14 protein-coding genes are annotated in these 18,925 nt (G+C 65.0%); 9 read left to right on the top strand and 5 right to left on the bottom strand.

What is annotated here, in order from left to right; translation table 11 throughout:
* The first annotated feature begins 4 nt into the window (after positions 1 to 4).
* Positions 5 to 358 (top strand): DUF2200 domain-containing protein, encoded by a 354-nt coding sequence (locus tag AC0MRV_RS10245; RefSeq protein WP_472764370.1) that lies wholly within the window; start codon positions 5 to 7, stop codon positions 356 to 358.
* A gap of 8 nt (positions 359 to 366) precedes the next feature.
* The gene (locus AC0MRV_RS10240) at positions 367 to 786 is read left to right on the top strand and encodes a GFA family protein (protein ID WP_472764369.1); all 420 of its coding nucleotides are present in this window, start codon (positions 367 to 369) and stop codon (positions 784 to 786) included.
* Positions 787 to 829: 43 nt separating this feature from the next.
* On the opposite strand, the gene AC0MRV_RS10235 is transcribed toward AC0MRV_RS10240, so the two are convergent.
* Entirely contained in the window at positions 830 to 1,558 is a 729-nt protein-coding gene (locus tag AC0MRV_RS10235; protein ID WP_472764368.1) for an alpha/beta hydrolase, read from the bottom strand.
* An 87-nt stretch (positions 1,559 to 1,645) separates the two neighbouring features.
* On the opposite strand from AC0MRV_RS10235, the gene AC0MRV_RS10230 reads away from it, so the two are divergent.
* Positions 1,646 to 2,950 (top strand): O-acetylhomoserine aminocarboxypropyltransferase/cysteine synthase family protein, encoded by a 1,305-nt coding sequence (locus AC0MRV_RS10230; RefSeq protein ID WP_472764367.1) that lies wholly within the window; start codon positions 1,646 to 1,648, stop codon positions 2,948 to 2,950.
* Between the two features lie 191 nt (positions 2,951 to 3,141).
* Positions 3,142 to 4,305 carry a hypothetical protein gene (locus tag AC0MRV_RS10225; RefSeq protein ID WP_472764366.1) on the top strand — a complete coding sequence of 388 codons (1,164 nt, stop codon included), beginning with the start codon at positions 3,142 to 3,144 and terminating at the stop codon, positions 4,303 to 4,305.
* Between the two features lie 74 nt (positions 4,306 to 4,379).
* Here the strand turns inward: AC0MRV_RS10225 and AC0MRV_RS10220 are convergent, their stop codons facing one another.
* Entirely contained in the window at positions 4,380 to 6,443 is a 2,064-nt protein-coding gene (locus tag AC0MRV_RS10220) for an ATP-binding protein (protein WP_472764365.1), read from the bottom strand.
* A 173-nt stretch (positions 6,444 to 6,616) separates the two neighbouring features.
* On the opposite strand from AC0MRV_RS10220, the gene AC0MRV_RS10215 reads away from it, so the two are divergent.
* Positions 6,617 to 8,230 (top strand): hypothetical protein, encoded by a 1,614-nt coding sequence (locus AC0MRV_RS10215; RefSeq protein ID WP_472764364.1) that lies wholly within the window; start codon positions 6,617 to 6,619, stop codon positions 8,228 to 8,230.
* On the opposite strand, the gene AC0MRV_RS10210 is transcribed toward AC0MRV_RS10215, so the two are convergent.
* The 3 genes from AC0MRV_RS10210 to AC0MRV_RS10200 form a co-directional block, all read right to left on the bottom strand.
* Positions 8,224 to 8,880: an HAD family acid phosphatase gene (locus AC0MRV_RS10210; RefSeq protein ID WP_472764363.1), complete on the bottom strand. Its 657-nt coding sequence runs from the start codon at positions 8,878 to 8,880 to the stop codon at positions 8,224 to 8,226. The two genes, AC0MRV_RS10215 and AC0MRV_RS10210, sit on opposite strands and share 7 nt — an antisense overlap.
* 63 nt (positions 8,881 to 8,943) lie before the next feature.
* Complete coding sequence (locus AC0MRV_RS10205) at positions 8,944 to 9,339, bottom strand: response regulator (RefSeq protein WP_472764362.1); 396 nt, start codon at positions 9,337 to 9,339, stop codon at positions 8,944 to 8,946.
* Between the two features lie 99 nt (positions 9,340 to 9,438).
* Positions 9,439 to 11,538 carry a DNA gyrase/topoisomerase IV subunit A gene (locus tag AC0MRV_RS10200; protein WP_472764361.1) on the bottom strand — a complete coding sequence of 700 codons (2,100 nt, stop codon included), beginning with the start codon at positions 11,536 to 11,538 and terminating at the stop codon, positions 9,439 to 9,441.
* A gap of 265 nt (positions 11,539 to 11,803) precedes the next feature.
* Between AC0MRV_RS10200 and AC0MRV_RS10195 the strand changes: the two genes are divergently transcribed.
* The 4 genes from AC0MRV_RS10195 to AC0MRV_RS10180 all read left to right on the top strand — a co-directional run bounded on the left by AC0MRV_RS10195 (position 11,804) and on the right by AC0MRV_RS10180 (position 18,694).
* Positions 11,804 to 13,333, top strand: a complete 1,530-nt coding sequence (locus AC0MRV_RS10195; protein WP_472764360.1) for a hybrid sensor histidine kinase/response regulator — start codon at positions 11,804 to 11,806, stop codon at positions 13,331 to 13,333.
* A gap of 235 nt (positions 13,334 to 13,568) precedes the next feature.
* The gene (locus AC0MRV_RS10190; protein WP_472764359.1) at positions 13,569 to 14,612 is read left to right on the top strand and encodes a hypothetical protein; all 1,044 of its coding nucleotides are present in this window, start codon (positions 13,569 to 13,571) and stop codon (positions 14,610 to 14,612) included.
* Between the two features lie 128 nt (positions 14,613 to 14,740).
* Entirely contained in the window at positions 14,741 to 17,896 is a 3,156-nt protein-coding gene (locus AC0MRV_RS10185; RefSeq protein WP_472764358.1) for a histidine kinase, read from the top strand.
* Positions 17,897 to 17,926: 30 nt separating this feature from the next.
* Positions 17,927 to 18,694, top strand: coding sequence for a LytR/AlgR family response regulator transcription factor (locus AC0MRV_RS10180; protein WP_472764357.1), 768 nt, complete (start codon positions 17,927 to 17,929; stop codon positions 18,692 to 18,694).
* Positions 18,695 to 18,925: the final 231 nt, after the last annotated feature.

Genomic DNA, 18,925 nt, shown 5'->3' with positions numbered 1-18,925 from the left:
CCCGATGCCCGGACACCGCATCTACGCCATGCCCTTCGCCAACGTCTATCCGGCCTACGTGGCGAAGGCCGAGGGCAAGGGCCGCACCCGGGCCGAGGTCGACGAGATCATCCGCTGGCTCACCGGCTACACCCAGCAACAACTTGAGGCTCACCTCGCGAAGCAAACTGACTTCGAAACCTTCTTCGCCTCGGCCAAAAAAATGAATCCCAACCGCACCCTCATCACCGGCACCATTTGCGGCGTGCGCATTGAGGAGATCGAGGAAACCACCATGCGCGAGATCCGCTACCTCGACAAACTGATCGACGAGTTGGCCAAGGGTCGCCCCATGACAAAGATCCTGCGCTCCACGTGAGGCTCCCGATGACTCAGCTTCCGAAGATTTCCGGCTCCTGCCTCTGCGGCGACGTGCAGTTCGAAATCGAAGGCAACTTCGATCGCTTCTACCTTTGCCACTGCGACCGGTGCCGCAAGGACACCGGCTCCGCTCATGCCGCCAACCTGTTTTCCCGCACCGCCCGGTTGACCTTCCGGTCCGGCGCCGAGCATGTCCGCACCTTTACGCTGCCCGGCACGCCCCACACCAAAACCTTCTGCGAGCGCTGTGGCTCGGCCCTGCCCAGCCGGCAGCTGGAGGGAAAACTCCTGATGGTCCCGGCCGGGAGCCTGGATGACGCCGTGCCCCGTCGACCCGATGCCCACCTCTTCACCGCCTGTCGCGCCAACTGGGATCACGACCTGCATCAGGTGCCGACCGTCGCGGGGCTGCCCGCGGAGTCCTGAGCGCCCCCGCCATCGCCCGTATCGCCCAATTTCCGATCCAGCTTCAGGCTCCGGGCAAACGCGACCGCGGCAACGCCCATTGCAATGCGTTCGGCAAAGTCTTTCGCCACGCGGCGAAGTCATGCCCCCCGTCGAACTCGACGTAACGGGGGGCGGAACCCACACTTCGCAGGGCATCGCGAAATCGCTTCACGCCTTCGATCTGGGAGACCACCTGCAAGACGTCTTCCTTGTGCCGCACGTTTTCGGCCGTCTCGAGCCGACCGACTTCCAGATAAAACTCCGCCTGCGGCTTGTTCGTGAGCCGAGCCAAGTGCCCGGTTATCCAGCAATCGTTCCACCAGAACGAGCCGGATTGTGCGATCACCTTCGTGAAACACTGCGGCGCCACCATCGCCACCCACGCCGCGGCCAAGCCGGTGTAACTGAGCCCCACAATCACCCGCTCCCGGGCCGCGCCGATCCCCGGATGCAAGGCCTCCAGCCAAGGCAACAGCTCTCGTTCAATGAACCGCGCGAACGGCACGTGGCAGGGACACTCCACCCATCGCGCGGCCATGCTCTCCATCGATACAAAAACGACCAGCGACCGATCGATCGACCCCGTTGCCTCCAACTCGTTGATGAGCGGCACCACTTCCATCCGGTCCCGATAAAACTCCGCATCCAGCACCACCGTCAGGATGCGCGGAGCCTCCGTCGGCTCTCGGATCCAGATGGTCCGCTCGTTACCCAGCAGGCGGCTCTCCAATCTGTGCTGTGTTTCAGTCATGCCAGGTTCCAAGTGTTCGCCCCAATCCCCCGCACGCTCCACTTCTGACTTCAACCTTCAAACTTCTTCCCTAAACCTCCCTTCCCTATGTCTACCCCCCAAGGCCTTGGCACCAAAGCCCTGCACGCAGGGCAAACTCCCGATCCCACCACCGGCTCCCGCGCCGTGCCGATTCACCAGACGACGTCCTACGTTTTCCGTGACACCGAGCACGCCGCCAACCTGTTTGCCCTCAAGGAACTGGGCAACATCTACACCCGGATCATGAATCCGACGACCGATGTCTTCGAGCAGCGCATGGCCGCACTCGAGGGCGGCACCGGCGCCCTCGCCCACAGTTCCGGGCAGGCCGCCATCACCGACGCCATCCTCAACATTGCCGGCGCCGGCGACCACATCGTCTCCGTCTCCCAACTCTACGGCGGCACGTATAATCTTTTCCACTACACGCTGCCCAAGCTCGGCATCGAGGTGTCCTTCGTCGACGCCGGCGACCCCGCCGCCTTCCAGGCCGCGATCAAGCCCAACACCAAGGCCATCTACGGCGAGAGCCTCGGCAACCCCGCCCTGAACCTGTTCCCCTACGACGAGGTCGCGCCGATTGCGAAGGAAGCCGGCGTGCCACTCATCATCGACAACACCGCCCTCTCGCCGATCCTCCACCGCCCGATCGAACACGGCGCCAACGTCGTGGTGCACTCCGCGACCAAATACATCGGCGGCCACGGCACTTCCATCGGCGGCGTGGTGATCGACGCCGGCAACTTCGACTGGGGCAGCGGCAAGTTCCCCGGCTTCACCGAACCTGATCCGTCCTACCACGGCCTCGTGCACTGGGAAGCGTTCAAGGCCTTCCCGCCCGCCGGCGGCGCCAACATCGCCTTCATCCTCAAGATGCGCCTGCAGCTTCTCCGTGACGTCGGCGCTTGCATCTCGCCCTTCAACGCCTGGGCCATCCTCCAAGGCCTCGAGACCATCCACCTGCGCATGGCCCGCATCTCGACCAACGCCAAGATGGCCGCCGAGTTCCTCGCCGCCGACGACCGTGTCGCTTGGGTCAACTATCCCGGACTCGAGTCCAGCCCGCACCACGCGGCCGCCCGCAAATACTGCAGCGGCGGTTTCGGCGGCCTGCTCGGCTTCGGCCTCAAGAGCGGCTACGAAGGCGGCCGCAAGTTCATCGAAGGTCTCTCGCTCTTCTCCCACCTGGCCAACATCGGCGACGCCAAGTCCCTCGCCATCCACCCGGCCAGCACGACCCACAGCCAGCTCACCGAAGCCGAACAGGTGTCCTCCGGCGTCTCGCCCGACTATGTCCGCCTGTCGCTCGGCATCGAGGATTGGCCCGACCTCGAGGCCGACCTCCGCCAAGCCCTCGACGCCGCGAGCTGAACCACCCGTTCACCTCGTCCCCCCATCTCACCCTCCAGTCACAAGCTGGAGGGTTTTTTGTCGGCCGGAAGAAATCCTGCGTCCGCTCTGTCCCCTCCGCACGGACCGATCGCGCATGCATGCCCAACGCCGTCAAAGCCTCAACCAACCTTTGTGGGCCGGCGTTTTCTTCACTCCCAAATCCTACTCCCATGAGCACGCTCGCCTCTCCCGTGGCCTCCGCCGACTCGGCCACCCGCCACCAAACCTACGGCACCTTCACCTCCGGCTTCTTCACCTCCGGATCCGAGTTCAGTCTTGCGGTCATGATTGCCGGTCTCACCTCGGGCAAACTCTCCGGCCTACCTGTTATCGCCTCCCAACAGAACAGCAGCCCGGCCCCCAACAACTGGACGGCCGAGGCCATCCCGCTCACCTTTGCGCAGCCGGCTCCGCTCGCGGATCTCGTGCTCAGCTGCGGCACCGACACCGTTTACGCCATCGGCGTGGATCAATCGGGCAAACTCTACCAAGCCGGTCTCCTGCCGCCGAACGGTTCGTGGCAAAACGGCAGCGGTCCGATGAGCGGCCCCACCACGTTTGCACCCGGCACCTTGAGCGCCCAGCTGACCAACACCGACACGGTCTTCGGCCTAGGCCCCAACAACATGCCCTGGGTCGCCACCTACCTTGACCGCAACGGTTTATGGCAACCCGGCTACGCCCTGCCGTGCCCGGTCGGAATTGGTTTCGCGTCGATCGAAGCCCGCCCGGAGCTGAGCAATGCCGGCACCACGCACGTGATCGGTCTTACCGGCCCCGGCTGGGCCGCCGAAGTCGCCTGCGCCTCCGGCAGTCAGCTCGGCCCCGCCGGCTGGACCATCGGCAAAGGACCGCTCGGTGGTGCCGGTCTGCCCATGATGGCGCAGGTCCGCGTCGCAACCGCGGACGCCGCCGGCCGCATGCATGTCATCGGGCTCGATATCAATGGCGGCCTTTGGGACATCGATCAGTTCTCACCCGCTGCCGGTGGCGGCGGCACTTGGTCCGGTCAGAGCCTGCAGGTGCTGCCCGCGGGCTCGGTTTCCAGCCGCACCTTTGACGTGTTTGTCGGCACCGACGGCTCCAGCACGGTTCTCAACGTGATCACCGGCGACGCCGACGGTTTCAGCACCATCGCCACCTACGGCAGCGCTTGGAGCACGACGACCAGCTCCATTCCCACCAGCGGCAAATCCACCACCTGGAAGCTCGTCAACAACCCCAAAGGTGGCGCCTTCATCCTCGGGCTCAGCGGAATCGGATTGCTTTACCAACTGGCCTGGAATTCGGGCGGTGGATGGACGGCCGGCACCCAAACGCCGATCAGCGGTTAAGACTTAAAACCAACTCCGCGCGCGCGGTTGGCGCCAACGAGTCACCGCGTTCTCTCACCAAGCCCGGGCAGTGGTCAACGCGCCACTGCCTTGGCCTTGGTCGCCTCCCCCCGCAGGTAGGGACCGCAAAGCACTTCAAATTGTTTTAAGCTGAAGGGCTTGGCCAAGACCGGCACATCCGCCGGCATCACCATGTCCTCCACCGGTCCGGCATAACCGGTCACAAACACGAAACTCCGTGCTTGTTCAGGCCGCACCTCCCGCATGCCGTGGTAGAACTCCAGTCCGTTCATCTCGGGCATGCGGATATCCGACAGGACGAGGTCATAGGACCGCGCGCGCAGGGCCTCCAAACCCTCGCGACCGTTTTCCGCCATGTCGATTTCGCAGCCGAACTGGGACCGCAACATCTCACGCAACACCCCGCGCAACACTTGCTCGTCCTCCACCACCAAAACCCGGTGGCGCCGGCCCTCCTCCGCGGGGGCCAACAAGACCGGCGGGGCGGTGTCGCGATGCACCAGCATGGTCGCCGGGTCCTGCCGCGGTAGCGTCAGCACCAAACGCGTGCCCTCCCCAAGACTGCTTTCCACCGCAATCTCTCCGCCGTGCTGTCGCGCGATGCTGTAGCAAATGCTCAAACCCAGACCAGAACCTTTGTCGGGTCCCTTCGTGGTAAAGAACGGATCGAAGACCCGCTGTAAAATTTCGGGCGGGATACCGTGTCCGTTGTCGATCACCGCCAGTTCCGCCACCTCCTGCTCGTGCGACAACTTCACCTCAATCCGCGGCGACTCCACCCCGGCGACCGCATGCCAGGCGTTGAGGATCAGGTTCATCAACACCTGCTTCAACTGACCCAATTCTCCCATCACCCAAAGCGGCTCGTTCGGATTATCGACGCAGATGCGACAACGGTCGCGGGTCGTGATCTCGACCATCGCCAGCCCTTCCTCCACGACGCGCCGCAAGTCGACCAGATTGTGCTCGGCCTCGACCGGCCGCGAAAACTGCAACAACTGGCGAATGATCTGCGATGCCTCCGCCGCGCTGGAACGAATGGTATCCACTTGCGACCGGTGGCGGGTTTCCACTTCCCCCGCCAGCAGCTCGGCAAAGGCCAGCACCGGGGTGAGCTTGTTGTTCAGCTCGTGCGCGATGCCTCCGACCAAAGTATCCAACAGGTGCTGCTTCTCCTGCCGGACCATCACCTGTTCAAGGGCCCGCTGCTCCGTCACATCGTCAAAACAGGCGCAAATCTGCGACGTCTCTCGTATCCACCCCGTGGTGACGCGAAACATCCGCGTGCGCCGGCCCGGCACCGCGAGAGCCACCTCCCGGGTCGACTCGATGCCCGGCGCCCCCGCCGCGTAATCCCGCAGCATGCGGACGAAACTCTCCCGGTCCCGCCCCGCCATGCGCTCCAGCAGTCGACCGGCATCGGCCTCGTCGACCGGCAAACCGGTCAGTTCCAGGAACCGCGGATTGTGCAGCTCCACCCGCCCCTCGGGACTCAGCAGGGCGACCCCCAGCGCTTCGCTGCTGAAAAGCCCTTGATACAGACCCTGGGACTGTCGCAGCGCATGGTTGGTGCGAAACAAGGCCAGGTTCTGCTCGTGCAACGCCTCGTGTTGGCGCCGCATGGTTGTCACTTGTTCGCTCACCAAACGGGTCTGCAGGCGGGCCAGTGTCTCCACATTGATCAACCCCACCAACTCGCCGTCATCACGCACCAGCAGCACGTCCTCGTAGAAGGCGTCGCCCTGCCGTGAAAACGCCAGATCCAACAGACGGTGCACCGGCGTCGACTCAGCCACAATCAAGGGGTGCGGCAGCATGAATTTTCGCGCCTCACTGTGGCTGTAGAGAGAGAATCCGAAGCGCGATCCCATGAGCAGCCCCAACCGGCTGCGCCCCATCAACCCGATCACGCGCTCGCGCTGGCGCACCGCGAGGAAGTCGACCTCCAACTCGCGAAATCTTTCGAAGACAAACTCCAGACGTTCGTCGTCCGCCACCCAGTGGTGATGATGCACCAAGGACGGCAGCGGCACAGATCGCACCGCGTAGTCGGCGCTGTCCTTCGCCGCCCCGTTCCGCCCCATTTCAGGTTCTGATCGCGCGCCGGTCGCATTCATAGACGACCCGTAGCTGAGCTTGGGCCGAGCCAGGTGTCGATTCCCCGGGGTGACAACTGAGTGACGATCGGACGTGCTTCCGGTAAAAACTGCCTTCACTGCCAAGGGCTCGCCCAAAGGATGCGGTTGCCCGCCATCGGCTTTCCCCTTCGATGCCTGCTTTCAACCGCGCCATGCCCGCCCCCTATCCCGCCACGTCCTCGCCTCCTTCGCCCAAACGGTGGGCGCTCGGCGTGGGTCTGCTCGTTGTGTTTGCGGCGACCACGTGGTTCGGCTTCGCCGTTGCCGGTTACCACCACCCGGCCTTTGGCTTCACTCGCTTCTTCCAACTCGAGCGTGAGTTCGCCGCCACCGCGCTGCCGGAGGTGCGACACGGCCGGGTGTTCGTTTACGAGCGCAACACAGGCTACGACGGCCAGTTTTACGGCCAGCTCGCGCTGCGGCCATCGCTCCGCGATCCCGCGCTGCACATCGCAATTGACAATCCCCCGCTGCGTGCCCGCCGCATTCTCGGCAGTTGGATCGCCGCCCTCGTGGGCCGCGGAGACGCCACGCTCACCCTGCACGCCTACGCTTGGGTGAACCTCGTTGCGTGGGTCTTGCTCGGCGCGATCTTGCTGCGACTTTTCCCGCCGCACTCGGCTCATAACCTCATCGCCTGGCTGGGACTCATGGGCTCCTGCGGCGTGCTCACCAGCGTGCGCTATGCCCTCACCGATTTGCCGGCGCTGGTGCTGATCGCGGCCGCCTTGCTGGCTCTGGAACGCCGGAAGTGGCCGGGCTATGGCGCCGCCGCTTTCATGGCCACCGCCGCCCTCGCCCGCGAAACCGCCATCTTCGCCGGAGCGGCCTTGTTGCCGGGCGATTCCACCCGACATCGTCTGGGCCGCGCCGCGCTGCTCGTGCTGCCGCTCGCGCTGTGGATGTTGTATGTCTACCTCACCCTCGGGCGGGATCTCAACAGCCTGCGCAACTTCGCCTGGCCCCTCTCCGCGTGGTGGCACAAGGCCGTCGAGCTCGCCGCGTCGCTGCCTTCGGCCAACGCCAACCGCTACGATTGGTTCAGCGCCGCTTGTTGGGTTTCCCTCACCGTGCAGGTGCTCGTGGTGGCCCTGCGACCACGCTGGCGCGAAGCCGCCTGGCAGATCGGCATCGGCTACGTCGGCCTGTTTGCGATCCTGGGTTGGCCCACTTTTGAAGGCTTCCCCAGCGCCTACACGCGCATTCTCCTGCCACTCCATCTCGTGTTTTGCCGATTGGTGCCCCCCACACGTCGCGGCCTCGCTTTGCTGGTGTTGGGTAACCTTTCCGTGTTTGGCGGCATCGCGATGCTGAGCGATGGCGGCAAATTCGATCACGAATACGCGGCCGCCAAGATCGGCGAAAGCGCCTACGTGGTCGAGGAAGGTCAGGGCTGGTTCGGGATCGAACGGGATAAAAACCACTACTGGACCTGGACGCCGGGCGAGGCCTCGATCCGCGTGCGCCGCTTCCCTCAAAGCGAAGCCGAGCCGACCAACGCCGATGGGGTGATTCGGTTCACGCTCACCGGCTTTGTTCCCGCCGAGGTCATCCTACAACAAGGCGATCGCACCCTCTGGACCGGCGAGGCACCGCTGGCCGGACGCACGCTGCGCGTGCCGCTCGACGACCTGCGGTTCGACGCCAACGACGAAGCCCTGCTCACGCTCACCTCCACTACGCCGCCCGCGCGCGAGGCGGCCCACGCCGACGCCCGCCTCCTGTGCTTCGCCGTTTACGACCTGGTGCTCGAACGCGGTCAGTGAATCTCGTAGAACGGATTGGGCAGTTTGAAGGTGCGCTCCGCGTGACCGCCCGCCAGATCGCTGTGCTGGTCACCGATGCTGGCCATGATCACGTAACCTTCGGCCTCCAACTCGGCCCGTCGCGCCGCCTTGCGCTCGGCCGCCGTCGGCGCGGTGTCCGCGTCGGTCCGAAAGATGAGCCGCTCATACTCGCCCATGCCGGTCTGGCGCAGGTTCTTGATCGTGCCTTCGCCTTCGCTCACCTCGTGGCGCCCGGTGAGAAACACGACCGCCACGCCCAACTCGCGCGCCCGCCGGTAGAGCTCGCGCACCGGTTTGAGCGGGGCCGCCGCGCCGCGCTCCACCCAGGCTTCCCACACGGCCGGCACGTAACCAAAATCCTGTGACGCCATCTGGTGGTAGTTGCTGAGCACGGTCTCATCGATATCGAAGACGATCGCGAGGCGTTCGCCGGGCTCCGCGGCGGCCACGCGCCGCTCCAGCCACGCCGCGGCGTCATCCGCCACGGCCTGCACGTCGGCATGATACGCGCCGCTTTCATAATACTCCGCCACCGCGGCCTTGGCTCGCGTGAGGTTGAGTGGCGGCGTGGCCAACGCCGACCCCGCCCACAGACCCGCCGCCAGAATACAAAAGGACCGCAAAAGCATGGACTCGAACAAAGGCCGGGCCGCCCCGGGGTCAAACCCCGCCGCCGATTGGCGCGGGCTTGTTCAGGCGCCTTCGCTCTCGAGGCGCAGCAGGACCTGCAGCTCGTCGGTGTTGTAGGGCTTGAGCATCATGCGCACGCGGCCGCCCCAGCGATTGCGCACCGCATCGAGTTCGTCAATGAGCGCGCTCACCGCGACGACCCGCACCTCCGGGTTCAGCTCCAGGAGCCGCTCGATGAGTTCGAAGCCGCTGATGCCGTCCATCCGCAGGTCGGTGAAGACAAAGTTGATGTCGCGACCGTGCTCACGGTAGATCTCCAGCGCTTGCTCGCCCGAACCGGCCTCATGCACCTCGCAACCCAAATTCGCCAACCGCAGGCTGGTGATTTCGAGGAGCTGGGCCTCGTCCTCAACCACCAACACGCACGGGCTTTTGAACTCGGACTCGGCGGTGCTCATGAACGGATTCGAACCCCAAACAAACGCTTGGGTTCCCGGTCGGCGAGCCCCTAATGCATTTTCGCGAGGCGTTTACGGGGTTTGACCGCCCCGCCCGCGCTACTCGCCCGCCTCCGTTTCCCCGGCGCCGAGGACCTTGGTGACTTTACGCACGGGATACTTTGTCACGGTCACACCCTTGGATCCACGGGTGCTGACGGAGAGACCACTGAGGTCGAATTCGAAGTCCTTGATCCGCGCCGAGCAGCGCCCGCTGAGCTGGATGCGGACCTTGGCCGGCATGGCCGCCTCGTTCTTGGTCGCGTCGAAATACACCACCTTGGAGCCCTCGCTCGCCACCAGCGGGTAAAGCTTGTCCCGGGTGAGGCCGCCGACCGTGAAGCGCTTGGCGAAGCACTTCTTCGACTTCTTGTCCTGGTATAGCAGGGTGAAGAATTCGGGCGGCCCGTTCTTGTCGAAAAGGGCCACATGCAGGATGTCGCGGCCCATGAAGACCTTGTCGGCCACCTTGGTCATCTTGAGCGAGCCATCAGCCATGATGCACATGACCTGATCGATCGGACGGCATTCGGTGACGAATTCGTGCTGACGCCAGTTGAGGCCCACAAAACCGCCTTCGCGGTCGACGTAGAGGCGCTGGTTGGCCGCGACGACTTTCTTCACGTTGATCTGCTCGATCTCGTCAAAGGAGGTCCGGCGCTTGCGCCCCTTGCCGTATTTCTCCTGCAGCGACTCAAACCAGGCGATGGCGTAGTCGACGAGGTGGGCCAGGTGGTGCTTCACCTCTTTGATGTCGGCCTCGATCTGCTTGATCTTCTCGTCGGCCTTGAAGCGGTTGTAGGCGGAGATGCGTTTGATGCGGATCTCGGTCAGGCGGGTGATGTCGTCGTCGGTGACCTCGCGCCGCAGGCGGTCGAGGAAGGGCTCGAGGCCGGTGCGGATCTCCTCCAACACACTTTCCCACGTCGTGGATTTTTCGATCCGGCGGTAAATGCGTTCCTCGATGAAGATGCGCTCCAGCGAATCCCAGTGCCACTGCTGCTCAAGCTCGCCGAGTTTGATTTCCAACTCGCGCTTGAGCAGGCCGACGGTCTGGTCAGTCGAACGCTTGAGGATCTCGGACACACCAAGGAAGGCCGGGCGATCCTTGCCCTCGACGTTCTCGATCACACAGGCGGCGGGCGAGAGGGAGACCTGGCAGTCGGTGAAGGCGTAGAGCTGCTGCTTCACCTGTTTCGGGTCGGCGCCCTGCGGCAGGTGCACGAGGATCTCGACCTTGTCGGCGGTGTTGTCGTCGACGTGCTTGACCTTGAGTTTGCCCTTGGCGTTGGCCGAGAGGATCGAGTCGATGAGCGAGGTGGTGGTCGTGCCGTAGGCGAGTTCGGTGATGGCGAGCACGTATTTGCTCTGCGACTCAATGGTCGCGCGGACCTTTACGCGGCCGCCGCGGGCTCCATCGTTGTATTCCGAAAAGTCGGCCGTGCCGCCGGTCGGAAAGTCGGGCCGGATCCGAAAGGTTTTACCCTGCAAATAATTGATCGAGGCGCGGCATAGGTCGTTGAAGTTGTGGGGCAGGATCTTGGTCGAGAGACCAACCGCGATGCCCTCGGCGCCCTCGAGCAAGACGAGCGGGAACTTGGCGGGCAGCGTGACCGGCTCCTTGGCGCGGCCGTCATAGCTGGACTGCCAGGTGGTCGTCTTGGGATTAAAAACGACCTCACGGGCGAAGGGCGTGAGACGCGCCTCGATGTAACGCGCGGCGGCGGCGCCGTCGCCGGTGAGCGTGTTGCCGAAGTTACCCTGCGGCTCGATCAGGTAGCCGCGTTGGGCGATGTTGACGAGGGCGGCCTCGATGGAGGCGTCACCGTGCGGGTGAAAAGCCATGGTCGCGCCGACGATGTTGGCGACCTTGTGAAAGCGGCCGTCGTCCTTGTCCCACAGGGTGTGCAGGATGCGGCGCTGGACGGGTTTGAGGCCGTCGTCGATGTGCGGGACGGCCCGGTCGAGAATGACGTAACTCGCGTAGTCCAGGAACCAATTGCGGTAGGCTCCCGCCAAGGGCGCTTCGCGCGGCGTATCGCCATCGGACTCCGCCTCGACCGTCGGTTCGACGGGGGGAGGCGTATCGGCCGCGGCGGCGGCGGCGGCGGCAAGATTCAGTTCGGATTGATCGGCCTTGGGCGATTTGCGTTTGGGCATGCGGGTGGACGAAAGGAAGCGGAGTTCGGCGGACGAAAAGAGCTAGGTGAACGCTCGGCCGGAACCGGCGCAAGCCCGCGCCCGGGGCGAAGCGGATAAACTGGTTGGAAGCACGGCCATTTGCCGCTTGATTGCGACCCCGCCACGGCCTGGGTGCTTCACCTCAGGTCCGATGACGCAAATTTGTATCATGCTTCATTGCAAGGTGTTAACAGCCTTGTTGCCTTGCGCTACCCGCACCGTCACCCGATCCTCTCCCCCTTCGATGGATCAAAGCCCTGCGAAATACGACCCAGCTTGGAACCTTAGCCCCGCCTTGCACTACGTGCGGGCGCCGAGCGGCGAGTTGACGCACGTGAGTGGAGCCTGCGAGCGATTTCTGGGCTGCTCGCCCGCCGTGGCGACGGGGCGGGACCTCGCCACCTGGTTTGAAGGCAGCACCGGTAGCCGCGAAACTTGGCAGACGCTGCACGCCGCCACCGCTCGGGGGGAATGCGACCTGCCCTTCGAAGTGGAGATCCTCCGCGAGGGCAAACTGCCACTGTGGGTGGAAGTCCGCGAAAATCCCGCGACGGATGGGACCGGGATCGTCGGCCTCATGGTCGACATCACCTCCCGCCGGCTGCGCGAAACCCAACTCATCGAAGCGCAACGCCTGGAGAACCTGGGCCTCTTGGCGGCCGGCATCGCCCACGACCTCAACAACATTCTTTCGCCGATCCTCATCGCCGGTTCCCTGCTGGAGCCGCTCGCCCAGAACCCCACCCAGCGCCGCATGGTCACCGTGCTCCAACAATCCGCCGAGCGCGGGTCCCGCATCGTGCGCCAGATCCTCAACTTTGCGCACGCCGACGAGGAGGGGCGCGGGCCCGTCGAGCTGCGCCATGTGCTGCACGAGCTCGTGATCGTGATGGAGGAAACATTCCCGCGATCCATCACCGTCGACACCCGGATTCCCACCAACATGCCGACGGTCCATGCCAACCCGACGCAGCTCCACCAGCTGTTGCTCAATCTGGCGGTGAATGCCCGCGACGCCATGAATAACCACGGCACCCTCACCGTCGCCGTCGAGAATTTCATCCTCACCGATCCGCCGGAAGGCACCGTGGTCGCCAGCCAACGCGCCGAATGGGTCCGTATCAGCGTTGCCGATACCGGCCACGGCATGACCACCGAGCAGCTCGAGGAAATCTGGACTCCGTTCTACACCACCAAACCCGCCGGCCAGGGCACCGGCCTCGGACTCTCCACCGTCCGCAGCCTCGTCGCCGCGCACGGCGGCTTCGTCGAGGTGAAGAGCAAACGCGGCGAGGGCACCCGCTTCACCGTGAGCCTCCCCACCATCCCCCGGCCAGGACAACCGCCCGCGCCGGTCAAGACCGTGGAGGCACGACGCCCGCCGCCCGGCACCCGGGTGCTGGTGGTCGACGACGAGCCTTCCGTCCGCGACGTCATCCGCGAAACGCTCGGTTCGCGCGGCTACGAGGTCATGCTCGCCGCCGACGGCATCGAGGCGCTCTCGGTCATCAACTTCAATCCGACCTCGATCGCCCTGGTCATCACCGATGTGCACATGCCCCACATGACCGGCGACGTCCTGGTCAATGTGCTCAAACGCATCGCCCCCGAGCTGCCCGTCCTTGCCATCAGCGGCCATCCCAATGTGGCGGAAAAATGGGAACTGCCCAACCAGGCGAAACCCGACGCTTCGCTCGCCAAACCTTTTTCCGGCCGCGTGCTGCTGCACGCCGTGCAGGCGCTCGCGCTGAAGGAAGCTGAAGATCCGGCCTAGGCCGCGGCCGCGTTGGGCTCGGGCTCAGGCTGAGCGAATCGCACGGGATCATAACGGAGTCGGTCGGCACGCCTGCGCCACCACGGCGTCCGCTCGTCAATTGATCCCCACCACCCGTCAATCGCCTTTTGCGAGCGGCTTGCACCGACCGTTTCTAGACGCGTTCCCCGGTGCCCAAACCCGGAAGCCTTCCACTCGTCAACCCACCCCCGCCGTCGTCGCTATGCGTCCGCTGATGCTCAACACCCAAGCACCCTTTCCATCCGCGGCCCTGGAGTCCCCGACTGCCGCCGCGACTGTGCCCGACACCTACCGCATCAAGCCCATCTTCGCGCCGCCGGACGACCACGGCTACCGACCTGCCGCTCTCAACGACCGGGGCGAAATGATCGGCAACCTGGTGCGTCCGCCCCGCTTTGAAGAGGGTTCATGGATCGCCAGCGGCGTGCATCACCCGGTCGCCAACGAGGCCACGCTCGGCGGGCACCAGGCCCAGAACGCCTGGCCCTACGCCGCCCTCAGTTCCAACGGCTACATTGCCGGCACCCACGGCACCCCGGCCCAGAACCGGCGCGCCTGGGCCTCCCATCTCGGCGACTTTGGCGAACTCTACTGGCCCGGCTCCGTCAGCCTCGCCCAAGGGGTGAACGCCGAGGGCATCGTCGTCGGCAAAACCTTATTGCCGGTCGAACCTCTGCTCATCTCGCGCGGCTTCATGATCGCCCCGGGAGGCCGCCCCAGCTTCTTCAATGCCCCTGAAGGCGGTCTCACCGATGCCGTGGCGATCAACGACGCCGGCACCGTGCTCCTCAATGTCAGCAGCCTCGCGCCGGGCAATCCCGTGCACCGCGCCTGGCTATGGCGCGACAAGACCTGGGAGCCCCTGGAAACGCCCGCCCACTGCTCTGCCTTTGGCCACACCCTCACCCCGGATGGCACGGTCGTGGGCCTCGTGCGCACCGAGGGCGACATCGAGTGCGCCGCCTTGTGGCGCGATGGTCGCCTCGTCGATCTCGGCATTCCTTTCGCCCTCAAATTCCGTCCCGCCGCCGCCCGGGACGCCCAACTCATCGTCGGCACCGCCCGTCGCCCCGACGGCCGGGAATGCGCCGCCCGCTGGACGCCGCACCGCGGCGTGCAGTTCCTCGACGACTTGCTCGTTCCCGGCCAAGCCCTCCACCTCAGCTCCGCGCTCGGCACCAACTCCGCCGGTGCCATCATCGTCGCCAGCGATCACGGCGCTCACTCCACCGGCTTCCTGCTCACCCCGCCCGACTGAACCCGCCCCCACCTCCATTTTCAAACGAAGCACGCGCCCGGGAAATCCCCGTGGCGCGTTCGTCATCTGTAGCCTTCGTGACTCCCCGGGCTCGCCCCGGTTCACCGCATCTGTTCTCAATTCCCGCCGTGTCGCGCCGCCGCCCATTGCTTTGTCTTGGCCTCGCCCTCCTGTGGTGCGGTGGATTCGTGGGCGCATCGCACGCACAAAGCGACCCGGCGGCGCGGGCCTCGGCCGTCCCCCTCGAGGAGCGCGGCTACCCGGCCATCCGCACGTATTTGCCCCGCGACTACAGCGGGCACAACCAGATCTGGTGCGTCGCCGAGGCCAGCAACGGCCTGCTCTACTTCGGCGCCCACGGCGAGGTCATCGAATTCGACGGCATCGCCTGGCGCGCCATCCCCGTGCCCGGCGCCGCGTTTATCCGCGCGCTCACCATCGACTCAGGGGATCGCATCTGGGCCGGCGGCGTAAATGAATTTGGCGAGATCCGCCCCGACGAAACCGGCCGCCTCGCCTTTGTCTCGCTGCGTCCGCAGCTCCCGGCCGACATCGATCAAATCGGCGACGTCCGCACGGTGCATGCCATGCCCGAAGGCGTCTATTTTCAGACCGATGCCTACCTGCTGCTGTGGGACGGGCAGACCTTGCAGACCTGGTCGATGCAGGAACGTTTCGTCGTTCTGGCCATGCCGCAGGGCGACCGCCTCATCGTGTGCCGGACCGAGGGTTGGGTGATGCCAAATGCCGCCGGGGGGTGGGATCCGGTGACGTGGGAAACCGAACCGATCGGCGAAGTGCTGCTCTCCGACCTCGTGCCTGACGGACGGGGGGGCTGGTGGGGTGCCGCCACCCGTCACGGTCTGCTGCACACCGACGGCGAAACCACCCGTTTCATCACCGACGAGGTCGGGGAATTCATCAAAGCCTCGCGACTCATGACGCTGGCCCGTCTGCCCGATGGTCGGCTGCTGTTCGGCAGCCTCGGCCGTGGCATCCTCGTCACCGATGCGAACCTCAACCCCATCCTCCACCTCGATAACCGCAACGGCCTGCCTTCGGACACCATCATTGAAATCAAAATCACCCGCGACGGCATTGCGTGGGTGGGGACCGAAAACGGCATCATCCGCCTCGACTTCGCCGCGGGCATCACCCGCTACGGCAGCGCCTCCGGGCTCAGCAGCAACGGGGTTGAGAGTGCCGCCCGGATCGATGGTGAGGTGGTCTTCGCCACCAACCGCGGCCCCTTCGCCCTGCGCCCCGGCGAGTCGCTCACCGACAATCCCCGGTTCGAACGTTGGGTGACCATCGAGGACAACCTCAATATCTTCTTTCCCTTGCCTGACGGCGTGCTGCTCGGCGGCCTGCAAAGACTGTGGTGGGTGCAGGACGGTCGCGTGGATGCCCTCACCAGCCCGTCCAACATCCGCGATCTCATGGTGCACTCGCGCTTCCCGGACCGGGTTTTTGGGCTCCATCTCACCGGCGTGGCGATCTGGTATCGCGACGGCGACAGCTGGAAGATGGAAGACGCCTTGAAGGAACCGCGTGGCGAGTTCGGCGGCATGGCCGAGGATGCGACGGGCGACATCTGGATCGGCACCAACAACGATGGCTTCTGGCGCCTGCCCTATGGCGAGGTGACTCCGGCACCCGATCTCACCGTCCCGCTGCCGGTGCCCGAGCCGGTGCACTACAACGAGGACGACGGCATCCCCACGCTGCGCAACCGCGCGGTCGTGCGCGAGATCGATGGCGCACCGTTGTTCATGACCGGCGCGGGTCTGTATCGCCACGACCCCGCCACCGATCGCTTCACCCCCGACTCCAGCTACGACCCACGTTTCACCGATGGCACCTGGCGCGCCTACTACCTCGCGCCCTCCCCGACCGGTGGCATCTGGATCGAGGCCCGCCCCAAAGCGTCGGCCCTCTCACCCGACAACGTGGCCTACTCCATCGGCAAATCGGTCGGCGGCGTCTTCACCCCCCTCGCCCTCCCGCACCTCAGCGAAATCGGCGCCCTCGATTCGATTTCGGCCGAGCTGATCGACGGCGACGAAATTCTTTGGATCTGCGGCCGCAACGCGCTGATGCGGGTCAACGTCACCCGCTACCGCGAACGTCCGCCCCCGGCCATCGGCGACACCCTGCTCCACAGCGTCGTCACCACCGCCGGCAAGGTGCTGGTCACCCATCGTTCCACCCACCCGTTGCAGGTCTCGCCCCGCGAGAATTCCCTGCGCTTTTATTTCGGCACCCCGGGGCTCGCCGGCGAACCCGACGCCCTGCACACCTCGCGCCTCATTGGCTTTGTCGATGGCTTGGAGGAGGTGAGCAACGCCGGCGAACGCACCTTCACCAACCTGCCGCCCGGAAACTACACCTTCGAGGCACGCGGGCGCGCCTCCGATTTCCGTTGGAGTGAACCCGTGCAGTTTCACTTCGAGGTGCTCGCCCCGTGGTGGCTCACTCCCTGGGCCAAGGTGGTCTACCTGCTGCTCCTGCTCTGCGGGGTTTATCTCATCGTGCGCCTGCGCACCGGTCGCCTCGTCCGCCAGCGCGCCGACCTCGAGGGCGTGGTCGCCGAGCGCACCGCCGAGCTCGCCAACAAAGCCAAGGCCCTCGAGCGCCTGCACCAACTCGAACACGACGCCACCCTCGCCGCCCGGCTCTCGGCCGAGACCGCGCGACTCGAGCTGCTGCGCTACCAGCTCAACCCGCATTTCCTCTTCAACTCCCTCAACTCCATCCGCGCCCTCGTGCACACCTCGCCGGAAGCCGCCAGCGAGATGGTCACGAAGCTGGCCGAGTTCTGTCGCCGCACCCTCAACCGCGGCAGCGACGAGATGGTGAGCGTCGACGATGAGGTCGAGATGGCGCGCAACTACCTCGAGATCGAGCAGGTGCGCTGGCAGGACGGCCTGGCCATCGAACTCGACATCGATCCCGCCGCCTCGCCCTGCCTGCTCCCGCAAAACCTGCTCCTCCCGCTGCTGGAAAACGCCATCAAATACGGCGGCCGCACCTCCGACTCGCTGCTCGAGGTCTCGCTGCGCATCCGCCACGAAGACGGCAACCTGCACTGCGAGGTCAGCAACACCGGCCACTGGGTCGAGCCAGAGGAAAACACCTTCACCGACTCCACCCGCATCGGCCTGCAAAACCTGCGCCAACGCCTGCATCGCCACTACCGTGAACAGGCCGGCGTCGCGCACCGCGAAACCGACGGCCGCGTCATCATCACCGTGCGCCTCCCCTGCCGCCCGCCCGCCGCCTGAGTCCTGCCCCCGCATCCCGCCTCCCGCAACATGTCCGCTCCTCTGCGCACCCTTATCATCGACGACGAACCGCTCGCCCGCATCGAATTGCGGCGGCTGCTGCAATCGCATCCGCAGGTCGAGATCGTGGGCGAAGCCGGCACCCTCAACCAGGCCATCGCCGTCATTGGTGAGACCGCCTGCGACCTCGTTTTTCTCGATATCCAACTGCGAGGGGGCAACGGCTTCGACCTCCTCGACCACATCCCCCCCGCGGTCCAGGTCGTGTTCGTCACCGCCTACGATCGCTACGCGGTGCGGGCCTTTGAGGTGAACGCCCTCGATTACCTGCTCAAACCGGTCACCGCCGAGCGTCTCGGCGCGTCCCTGCGGCGCATCGAACAGGAACGCTCCACCGACAATGCCTCCGCCAACGACCACTCCACCTCGCCGCTGCTGCCCGACGACCGCGTGTTCGTGAAGACCGGTAACGCCACCCGCTTCGTGCCCGTGGCCCAGATCGTGGCCGTCAACAGCAACGAGAATTACACCGAGCTCCTGCTCGCCGACGGCCAGAAACTCATGACCCTGCGCACCCTTAAATCCTGGGAGGCGGCCCTACCCGCCGCCACTTTTGTGCGCATCCATCGCCAGACTCTCATTAATCTTACTCATGTTCGCGCCATCGTGCGCGGCGAGGGTGAGAGCGTCATTTTCCAATTTGACACCCCATTGCCCGAATTCGCCGCCAGCCGGCGGCGCGTGGCTGACCTCAAACAGCGCCTGAACGAGGCCGGTTTGACGCAAATGCTGCCGTGAATGCCACAATTTTGCGCTCCTGAGCGCGCGTGAGGAACGAGCCTTCGTAAACCCCCCATCAAAAACAGGCCCGTTTGTCAGTAATGTTACACCTTTGATCAAACAGGCATCGACGAATGGAGCAAAATGCGCACAGTTTCGGCGTCTCCCCCGGGGTCGTTTCGGGCTCCGGTGATTAGGAACTAGGATGAAAGCAACCCGCTTCTCCGGGGGAGGACCTTTTCACACAAA

The sequence above is a fragment of the Actomonas spartinae genome (assembly GCF_051209155.1).
Lineage (GTDB): Bacteria > Verrucomicrobiota > Verrucomicrobiia > Opitutales > Opitutaceae > Actomonas.
Note: the sequence above shows the minus strand (reverse complement) of the source record. Positions and strands in the feature narration are given on the sequence as shown.